Here is a 9,323-nt window from a genome sequence, read left to right as displayed (position 1 = left end):
GACCTTCGGGTTATGAGCCCGACGAGCTACCGGACTGCTCCACCCCGCGACGCAAAATGGAGCGGGAAACGGGAATCGAACCCGCGACACCCAGCTTGGAAGGCTGGTGCTCTGCCAACTGAGCTATTCCCGCACAAATGGTGGAGAGAGGTGGATTCGAACCACCGAAGGCATCGCCAGCAGATTTACAGTCTGCCCCCTTTGGCCAGCTCGGGAATCTCTCCATGTTTTCTATTATAAAAAGAAATGTTGCTTTGGTCAACAGGAATTTTAAACTACTTTACTGTCTTACTTATATAACAAAATTGCAGTTATTATTCAAAACACTGTAAAAACAATTTTAAAAAACACTATAGGAAAATCAAATGTTCCTTATTTCCAAGTATTTTTCTAACTTTCTCTTTACCCTCTGAAGGGCATTGTCTATAGATTTTACATGTCTTTTTAATTCTTTTGCAATTTCTTGATAAGATTTACCATTAAGATAGGAAATCAAAACTTCCCACTCCAACTTGCTCAAAATTTCTCCCATTTTATCTTCAATGTCTGCAACTTCTTCTCTGCTTATTATGAGTTCCTCAGGATCTGTGATTTTAACCTCAGTAATTACATCCATCAATGTTCTTTCTGAATCTTCATCGTAAATCGGCTTATTTAGGGAGACGTAAGAATTCAAGGGGATATGCTTCTGACGGGTGGCAGTCTTTATTGCGGTGATAATTTGCCTTGTAATGCATAACTCCGCAAAGGCTCTAAAAGAGGTGAGCTTATCAGGATTAAAATCCCTTATGGCCTTATAAAGGCCTATCATACCTTCTTGAATAATATCCTCTTTATCGGCACCAACCAAAAAATATGACCTTGCCTTTGATTTAACAAAATTTTTATATTTATTTATAAGGTACTCAAGAGCCTCTCTACTGCCACTCCGGGCTTCATACACCACCTCTTCATCTTGCATTTCTTCATAACACACAAAGGATTCTCTTTGAAGCCCCACGTTCACATTATCGCCCCCAAAATTAAATAAGCCACGAGTAAATTATATCTCAAAACACAGACTGTAGTCAAGCTTGACAACCTTAACCTTTAATTCTCTTTAATAAAGCTTGCAATGTATTTTCGTCTAATCGATCAGCAACCGTTTCTTTTCGAACCCTCTTCATTTTTTCTTGTTTTCTTCTGCTTTCAAACAGCTGATTAACCTCATTATAAAGTTCCCTTGCAGATACTCTTATGGCACCCTTCCCCAAAACCATTCTCTGCTCTAAAAAATCGGAGGTAGCAACCCTAACCCTGTATTCTTTGCCATAAATTTCCACCATTTTTTCTATATAATTATCCGCCGTCTCCCTTTCCTTTGTAAAAATCACCTCTATGCCATTAATACTTTCTACTACTCTTTTTCCGCCTTCTACCATGTGGGCATCAAATACTAATTTTACCTTTATACCTGTGAGGGCAGAATATTCGCACATTATATCTATCAACTTTTGCCTTGCATTTTCTAAATCTACTTCCTTTGCACTTTGTAGATTGGGCCATGCGTTTATTATATTATACCCATCTACAAGCAGGATTTCTTCATGTCCTTCCAGCATTTTTGAGCATCCTCTGCCTTACAACTTCATAGCCAATTACCGCAAAAGCAACTGCAGCGTTCATAGACGAAACATGGCCCATCATGGGTATTTTAACCAAAAAATCACATTTTTCCTTAACAAGCCTGCCAAGGCCTTTGTCTTCCCCACCAACAACAAGGGCAATCGGTCCCGTTAAGTCCTTTTCATAATACAATTCTCCATCCATATCCGCACCAACAACCCAGAACCCTTCTTCCTTCAATTTTTCTAAAGTTAATGCTATATTTGTGACCCGCGCAATATCCACATATTCTCCTGCACCTTCCGAAACCTTTAAAACCGTGGGAGTGACACCACATGCTCTTCTTTTGGGTATAACTACACCATTTGCTCCTATGCAATCACAGGTGCGAAGTATGTTGCCGAGATTCATGGGATCTTCTATTTCATTAAGTACCACAATAAACGGCTCTCGGGAAGTAGTTTTTGCTTTGCTTATCAAATCCTCAAGCTCTAAATAGGCTTTAGGAGATCCTTTAGCTATTACTCCCTGATGTTTTTTTGTTATCGAAATTTTATTCAGGAACTGTTCATCCACTTCTACAATCGGAACATTATTCTCCCTTGCCAGCTCCAGCAAAAGGCGAAAAAAGGATCTATCTCCTTTTCTAATATATATTTTATTTATAGGACGTCCCGCCTTTAAAGCCTCAACAACGGAATTCTTGCCCTCTATAAGAATAGATTTTTGTTGCTCCAAACTTACCCACCCCATTACATTTTTTTGTGGTATAATTTAGCCATAGATTTTATAATTTTTATAAATGATATTTTAAATTTTATCAAAAGTCAAGGGAGGACAGGCCATGAAGGTAAAAATCCTAAACCACACCCCTGACCCTGAAAAAACCGTTGCAGCAGCAGCAAGGCTTTGTTATTCTAATTCAAGCCCTTTCGAAATAATGGAAAATATGAGTGAAGATAAAGTTGAAAAATTTTTACAAAAATTAATAAGTATGGGGCACCTTTCACCAATAGAGCATGTAAGCTTTACCTTCGGTATAGAAGGTGTGAGCAGAACCCTGCTTGCACAGCTGACCCGCCACCGCATAGCCTCGTATTCTGTTCAAAGTTTAAGGTACAACAATCCTTTTAAGGAGGAAATTGTAAATCAAAAAGCAGAAAAAGAAAAGTTGCAAAAAGAAAATTTAGCATATATTAAAGGCATAACCCTTGACCCTGAGTTTAGAAATCCAGGCAAAATTAAAGAATTGCTTGGAAACTATGTTGAACAAAAAAATATAAATGTAGAAGAACTTAATTTTGATAATGAAGAACTAATCAAAGAAAATATTTCTCATTTTATAAGAGGAATATCAGATGCCTTCCTTGAAATAGGCGAAAATTTTCTAATGCTTCCCGAAAAATTTAAAGAAGTTATTGAAAAAGCAGATTTAAAATTCGAAATAGAAAATAAGAAACTTCTATTCAACGGTGAAAATGCTATTAATTTTTGCCAATTTATTTATAAAGACCTCGATTTTTCTTATAACTTATATTTCAGAGAAAAACTATTCAAAATTAACGATAATTTAAAAGGCTTTTTCGAAACAATCATATCCTACATGGAAGAATACATAAAAAGAAAATATTACTCCACTTTGCCTCAGGATATTAAAAAAGACTTAAACGCAATTTTCACTTATTTAGAAGGATTAAAAGGAGCAAAAGAAACCTACCTAAAATTGGTAAATATGGGTGTTGATAAAGAAGACGCAAGGTATATCCTCCCTATGGGGACAATGACCAATATAGTTATGACCATGAATGCAAGAAGCCTTTATAATTTCTTTTCTTTAAGATGCTGCAACAGAGCCCAATCAGAAATAAGGGAGCTTGCAAACCTCATGCTTGAAGAAGTAAAAAAAATAGCCCCAAACCTATTTAAAAAGGCTGGAGCGCCTTGTGAATCCTTAGGATACTGCCCTGAAGGTGATTTCAGCTGCGGCCGCTTTCCTTCTCAGAAGAATTTTTTATAACCTCATAGGAGGCCAAAAGGATTTTATTTAACCTATCATTCTGCCCAGAAAGGTAAAGGTAACCGAGAAGGGCTTCGAATCCCGTGCTCATGTGGTAGTCAGCAAGAGTTGCATTTTTGGGTACGGTATTGACCTTAGCATTTCTGGCTTTCCTTACCACTTCCTTTTCTTCAGGTGTAAGGAAAGCCTCTAATTTTTTAAGTATTTCAGCTTGTGCTGAGGCCTTAACGTATTTTATTGATTCAACATGTAAATCCCTTACCTTCTTTTTCGTCTTAATAACCATAGTCCTTATAAAAAGATTGAAAACCGCATCGCCCACAAAGGCGAGGGCAAGTGATGAGATATCTTCCATCTTTACTACATCACTCCTATTTTATTTTCTTCCACCTTACCCCCGAAGGAGTATCTTCCAATATTACGCCCTTTTGTTTAAGTTCATCCCTTATTTTGTCCGCCAAAGCAAAATTTTTTTCCTTTCTCGCTTTCTGCCGTTCTTCAATTAACCTTAAAATTTCTTCATCCAGTAATTCATCCTTTTCAAAATCGCCAAAGAGCCCCATTACTCTTCCCAATTCCAAAATCAATTCTTTTGTAAACGATACTATTCTTTTAGAAGATGTTTCCTTTAAGTTTGAATTGGCCTCCCTCACGATCTCGTAAATTACCGCTAAACCTTCTGCAGTATTAAAATCATCATCCATGGATTCTATAAATTTTTGTTTTAATCCCTTTAGTTTCTCCAATAAAACCTGTTCATCTCCTTCTAATTCCCTGTCTTTTGTTACCTCTTCCAAGTGTTTTAAAGCGTATAGAGCATTGTAAAGCCTTTCTAAGGCACTTTTTGCCTGGTCCATTAATTCTCTGCTGAAATTTATGGGGCTTCTGTAATGGGTAGAAAGCATAAAAAGCCTTAATACCTCTGGATTGTAATCCTTTAAAATCTCCCTCACGGTAAAGAAATTACCGAGAGATTTAGACATTTTTTCATTATTTACATTCAAATACCCAACATGCATAAAATACCTTGCAAAAGGTTTGCCTGTTGCAGCTTCGCTCTGAGCTATCTCATTTTCGTGATGGGGAAAGATGAGATCCGAACCCCCACCGTGTATATCAATGGTTTCTCCAAGATACTTCATAGACATACAAGAACATTCTATGTGCCATCCCGGCCTTCCCTCGCCCCAAGGGCTTTCCCAATAAGGTTCACCCTCTTTTTTAGCCTTCCACAGAGCAAAATCCATAGGATCCCTTTTCTTTTCACCCGGCTCTACTCGTGCTCCTGCCTCCAGTTCCTCTAAATTCTGCCCTGAAAGTTTGCCGTAATCCTTAAATTTCTTGGCTGCAAAATACACATCTCCATCAACCACATAAGCAAAACCCTTTTTTATAAGCCTTTCTATTAATTCTATCATCTCTCCAATATGTTCGGTAGCCCTTGGATGAACATCAGCCCTTTCAATTTTCAAGGCAGCCGCATCGGTAAAATACTCCTTTATAAACCTCTCTGCCAATTCCTTAACAGTAATGCCTTCTTCGTTAGCCCTTTTTATCATCTTATCATCAATATCGGTAAAATTCTGCACAAAGACCACTTCATAGCCCCTGTATTTCAAATATCTTCTCACCACATCAAAAGTTATAAATACCCTCGCATTTCCTACGTGAAAAAAATCGTAAACTGTGGGACCGCAAGTATATATAGTTACTTTATTGCCATTTAACGGAATGAACTCCTCTTTTTGCTTTGTCAAAGTATTGTAAATCTTCATGTACTCACCTCCCTAAGTATTTTTCCCGTTCTCCTTTTAACTTCTACAGCAGGAATACCTACAACTGTTGTATAAGGTGGTACATCCTTCAGCACAACCGCATTTGCACCGATTTTTGCACCCCTTCCGATTCTGACAGGCCCTAAGATTTTAGCACCTGCGCCGATAACTACGTCATCTTCAACGGTAGGATGCCTTTTTACATTAGTTTCATTGCCCGTAGCTCCTAAGGTTACTCCGTGATAAATGGTAACATTATTTCCGATTTCTGCCGTTTCTCCTATCACAACACCAATACCATGGTCGATAAAAAGCCCTTTTCCGATTTTTGCTCCCGGATGAATGTCAATCCCGGTAAAAAATCTCCCCAAATTAGAAATTAACCTTGCAATAAAATACATCTTCTTTAAATAGAATTTGTGAGCTAATCTATAAAATATAAGTGCATGCAGACCGGGATAACAGAGGATAACCTCCAAAAGGCTTTTTGCTGCCTTATCCTTTTTCATTATTAGCTTAGCCTCTTCTATTATACCCATTTTTTCGCCTCCTTGCATCCAATTTATACATTTTTTTCTTTTTATGGAAAACAAAAAACCCTTCGTCCCAGAGGCGAAGGGTTCGCGGTCCCACTCTGCTTTATCGCTCTTTGCGATAAAATGCTCAGGAGCGCACATGGCCCTACCTCATAGGACTGCTCTCAGCCGCTGACAATCCCTCTCTGTATGAGGTATTACTGGACCTTTCTTCTCCTTCATAGCATTTATATTTAATTTTTGTTATTTATAATATTAAATTCCACTCAAAATGTCAACAAATTTTATCATAAATCATATTTTTTTTATAAGGCAAATGGCTTTTGCGGAGATTCCTTCTCCTCTCCCTTCAAAGCCCATGCCTTCGGTGGTTGTAGCCTTAATACTTATTTTATCCTTTTGAATACCCAATGCAGAGGCTATGTTTTCGCGCATTTTTTCTATATAAGGGGCAAATTTTGGCCTTTCTGCAACAATAACAGAATCTATATTAACTATACCAAAACCTTCATTTTTCAAAAGCTCAGCTACCCTTTTCATAAGCACAAGGCTGCTTATATCCTTATACTTGGGATCCGTGTCAGGAAAATGTTTCCCTATGTCTCCTAAGCAGGCTGCTCCTAAGAGGGCATCATTTATTGCATGTACAAGAACATCCGCATCGGAGTGCCCCAAAAGACCTTTTTCAAAAGGTATATGAACCCCCCCTATAATCAATTTCCTACCTTCTACCAACCTGTGGGCATCATAACCTATTCCTACCCTCACGCAAATCACCTCTTTTGAAATTCGCCAAAACCAAGGTTCAAAAAGGCTTCAGCGATAATAATGTCCTCCGGGGTGGTAATTTTTATATTTTCATAAGATCCATCTATTATTTTAACCTTGACTCCCAACCTTTCTACTAAAACTGCATCATCTGTGCCGTAAAAACCTTCTTTTTTTGCCGCTTCATGAGCTTCTAATATCAGCCCGTATTTAAAGGTCTGGGGGGTTTGAATGGCAAAAAGCTTCCTTCTGTCGGGAGTAGTCTTAATAAATCCATCTTCCACTATCTTTATAGTATCTTTAACAGGCACTGCAACTCCTGCAGCATTGTATATTTTAGCCGCTTCAATGCTTTCCAAAATTAATTTATGAGTAATAAAAGGCCTAACCCCATCGTGTATAACAACAATATCGGTTTGAGGGGCACAGCTCCTCAAACCGTTATAAACCGAATCCTGGCGTTCAAAACCACCTTCTACAACTTTTATCTTTTTAAATTTGTATTTATTAATAATTTCTTTTTTTACAAATTCTACATCCTGCCCTCCTACGACAAGGATTATCTCGTCTATTTCTTTTAAGGTTTCAAAAACCGTCAGTGTATAGTAAAGGATAGGAAAACCTTTTAAAGGTAAATACTGCTTACTTTTTGCTGAATTCATCCTTTTCCCCTTGCCGCCGGCAGCAATTATCGCCGATACATACATTGTATTCACCTCATAAAGACTACAATGGACTTTGACTACATAGACTTTGGTTTTGCAAATATCATCCTGCCAGCAGCTGTCTGAAGCACGCTGGTAACTATAACTCCAATTGTCTCTCCTATATGCTTTTTACCTCCATCCACCACAATCATAGTTCCATCATCTAAATAGGCAACTCCCTGTCCCGATTCTTTCCCATCTTTAATAACCTGCACCACCATTTCCTCTCCAGGTAAAACAACAGGTTTTACCGCATTTGCCAGTTCATTGATATTCAAAACAGGTACCTTGTGAAGCTCTGCAACCTTATTGAGATTAAAATCATTGGTTATAATTTTACCATCGAGTATTTGTGCAAGCCTAACCAGTTTGCTGTCTACTTCAGTTAAATCCTCAAAATCTCCTTCGTAAATTTCAATGTCAATATTTAATTCTTTTTGCATCTTGTTTAATATATCTAAGCCTCTTCTGCCCCTATTTCTTTTTAAAACATCAGATGAATCCGCAATATGCCTCAACTCTTCCAAGACGAATCTGGGTATTATCACCGGACCTTCAATAAATCCAGTCTGGCAAATATCGGCAATTCTTCCATCAATAATCACACTGGTGTCTAAGATTTTAGGTTTTATCCAGTTTACAATAGTAGGCGCCTGATTTTTTTTATGAGTAATATAAGAAAAGGGAACAAGATTTGACAATTCTTCTTTTTTGTTAATTGCAATGCTTGCTCCAAGATAGCCGAGCAAAATATTTGCAATAATGGGCAGATATGCTCCTATCCACGGGATGCTCAGAAAAGCCCTTAAAAATAAATTAGCTATTATAAGTCCCATTAATAAGCCAAAAAATCCATATATTAAGTCTCTCATAGGTGTTTTTTTAAGTTTGTTTTCTATGAAAGCCCGAGACTTTTCTCCCGTTTCTATCAATTTAGGACTTATAAGGAAAAATAATGCACCTCCAGATAAAGCAAAAATAATATGAACAATTATTTTCGCATTTAAGTTTATATTTATAAAATTAAATATATCATTTAATTTAAACAGTAAAAAGCTTATTTCATAACCCATTCCAAGCCCCAAAATCAATAGAATTGCTCTTATTATCCTGTAAATCACTGCTTTATCACCTCCTACTATAAAGTATTGCCGAATTTTTCTCTATTTTTTCTTATATTCTCATTATATAATATATTTTTTTATAATTCCATGGTCATACCATTTTTTGGCAAAAAATTAGGGCATAAAAGCCCTTTTAATTAAAGGCCTGCTCTATTAACCTATTGGCATCCTCTGCATCTATGTTCTTAGAAAGCACTATTTCGCTTATCAGAATCTGTTTTGCGTTTTCCAGCATTCTCCTTTCACCTGTTGAAAGGCCTTTCTCTCTTTCCCTTATAGAAAGATTCCTCACAACTTCAGCTACTTGAAATATATTTCCGCTTTTTATCTTTTCGAGGTTTGCGCGGTAGCGGTGGTTCCAATTGGTAGGCATTTTACTCTTTGCGCCTTTTAAAATTTTGAATACTTCTTCAATCTCTTCATCACCTGCTACCTGCCTAATACCTATTTCTTTTACATTATTTATAGGAATCATTATTTTCATATTGTTAAGGGGTATTCTCATCACATAATATTTATGCTTTTCCCCTAAAATCTCTTTTTCTTCAATAGCTTCTATTATACCTGCACCATGCATAGGATAAACTACTTTGTCTCCTATATTGAACATTTTGTAGCCCTCCTGGGACCCAATAAATTACTCCTTGAATAATAAATAACACAAAAATTATTGCATGTCAAGTAAATTTTATATTATACTATATAATCCATACATATGTCAATCTATTTTTTTGGCTGAGCTTTTTGCTTTGTACCATTTTTTTAATTTTTATCACTTATTTATTGCAATA

11 protein-coding genes and 2 tRNA genes are annotated in these 9,323 nt (G+C 36.9%); 1 reads left to right on the top strand and 12 read right to left on the bottom strand.

The features are described 5' to 3' along the window. Window positions 1-57 precede the first annotated feature (57 nt). From ACPLVF_RS11720 to rlmB, 5 genes are all read right to left on the bottom strand, one after another. Window positions 58-133: transfer RNA gene (locus ACPLVF_RS11720), tRNA-Gly, on the bottom strand. A 5-nt stretch (window positions 134-138) separates the two neighbouring features. Further along, window positions 139-224 (bottom strand) — tRNA-Tyr (locus tag ACPLVF_RS11715). Between the two features lie 137 nt (window positions 225-361). Beyond that, a complete protein-coding gene (sigH, locus tag ACPLVF_RS11710) occupies window positions 362-1,006 on the bottom strand; it encodes an RNA polymerase sporulation sigma factor SigH (protein ID WP_424908007.1) in 645 nt (214 codons plus the stop codon). 76 nt (window positions 1,007-1,082) lie between these two features. Then, window positions 1,083-1,601, bottom strand: a complete 519-nt coding sequence (locus tag ACPLVF_RS11705) for an NYN domain-containing protein (RefSeq protein ID WP_424908006.1) — start codon at window positions 1,599-1,601, stop codon at window positions 1,083-1,085. Further along, complete coding sequence (rlmB, locus tag ACPLVF_RS11700; protein WP_424908005.1) at window positions 1,585-2,343, bottom strand: 23S rRNA (guanosine(2251)-2'-O)-methyltransferase RlmB; 759 nt, start codon at window positions 2,341-2,343, stop codon at window positions 1,585-1,587. Before rlmB ends, ACPLVF_RS11705 begins: the two co-directional genes overlap by 17 nt. Before the next feature lie 106 nt (window positions 2,344-2,449). On the opposite strand from rlmB, the gene thyX reads away from it, so the two are divergent. Then, entirely contained in the window at window positions 2,450-3,622 is a 1,173-nt protein-coding gene (thyX, locus tag ACPLVF_RS11695) for an FAD-dependent thymidylate synthase (protein ID WP_424908004.1), read from the top strand. On the opposite strand, the gene ACPLVF_RS11690 is transcribed toward thyX, so the two are convergent. From ACPLVF_RS11690 to ACPLVF_RS11660, 7 genes are all read right to left on the bottom strand, one after another. Further along, window positions 3,582-3,977, bottom strand: coding sequence for a Mini-ribonuclease 3 (locus ACPLVF_RS11690; RefSeq protein WP_424908003.1), 396 nt, complete (start codon window positions 3,975-3,977; stop codon window positions 3,582-3,584). The two genes, thyX and ACPLVF_RS11690, sit on opposite strands and share 41 nt — an antisense overlap. Before the next feature lie 16 nt (window positions 3,978-3,993). Next, window positions 3,994-5,397 (bottom strand): cysteine--tRNA ligase, encoded by a 1,404-nt coding sequence (gene cysS, locus ACPLVF_RS11685; protein ID WP_424908002.1) that lies wholly within the window; start codon window positions 5,395-5,397, stop codon window positions 3,994-3,996. Next, a complete protein-coding gene (epsC, locus tag ACPLVF_RS11680) occupies window positions 5,394-5,936 on the bottom strand; it encodes a serine O-acetyltransferase EpsC (RefSeq protein WP_424908001.1) in 543 nt (180 codons plus the stop codon). Before epsC ends, cysS begins: the two co-directional genes overlap by 4 nt. A 291-nt stretch (window positions 5,937-6,227) precedes the next feature. Further along, on the bottom strand, window positions 6,228-6,701 hold the full coding sequence (gene ispF / locus ACPLVF_RS11675; protein WP_424908000.1) for a 2-C-methyl-D-erythritol 2,4-cyclodiphosphate synthase: 474 nt from the start codon (window positions 6,699-6,701) through the stop codon (window positions 6,228-6,230). Between the two features lie 5 nt (window positions 6,702-6,706). Then, window positions 6,707-7,408 carry a 2-C-methyl-D-erythritol 4-phosphate cytidylyltransferase gene (ispD, locus tag ACPLVF_RS11670; RefSeq protein WP_424907999.1) on the bottom strand — a complete coding sequence of 234 codons (702 nt, stop codon included), beginning with the start codon at window positions 7,406-7,408 and terminating at the stop codon, window positions 6,707-6,709. Between the two features lie 35 nt (window positions 7,409-7,443). Continuing rightward, window positions 7,444-8,529, bottom strand: a complete 1,086-nt coding sequence (locus ACPLVF_RS11665; protein ID WP_424907998.1) for a PIN/TRAM domain-containing protein — start codon at window positions 8,527-8,529, stop codon at window positions 7,444-7,446. 136 nt (window positions 8,530-8,665) lie between these two features. Beyond that, window positions 8,666-9,142, bottom strand: a complete 477-nt coding sequence (locus tag ACPLVF_RS11660; RefSeq protein ID WP_424907997.1) for a CarD family transcriptional regulator — start codon at window positions 9,140-9,142, stop codon at window positions 8,666-8,668. Window positions 9,143-9,323: the final 181 nt, after the last annotated feature.

The organism is Thermovenabulum sp. (assembly GCF_049701175.1).
GTDB lineage: Bacteria > Bacillota > Thermosediminibacteria > Thermosediminibacterales > Thermosediminibacteraceae > Thermovenabulum.
The sequence above is the reverse complement of the archived record's forward strand: the minus strand, read 5'-3'. Positions and strand labels throughout refer to the sequence as shown.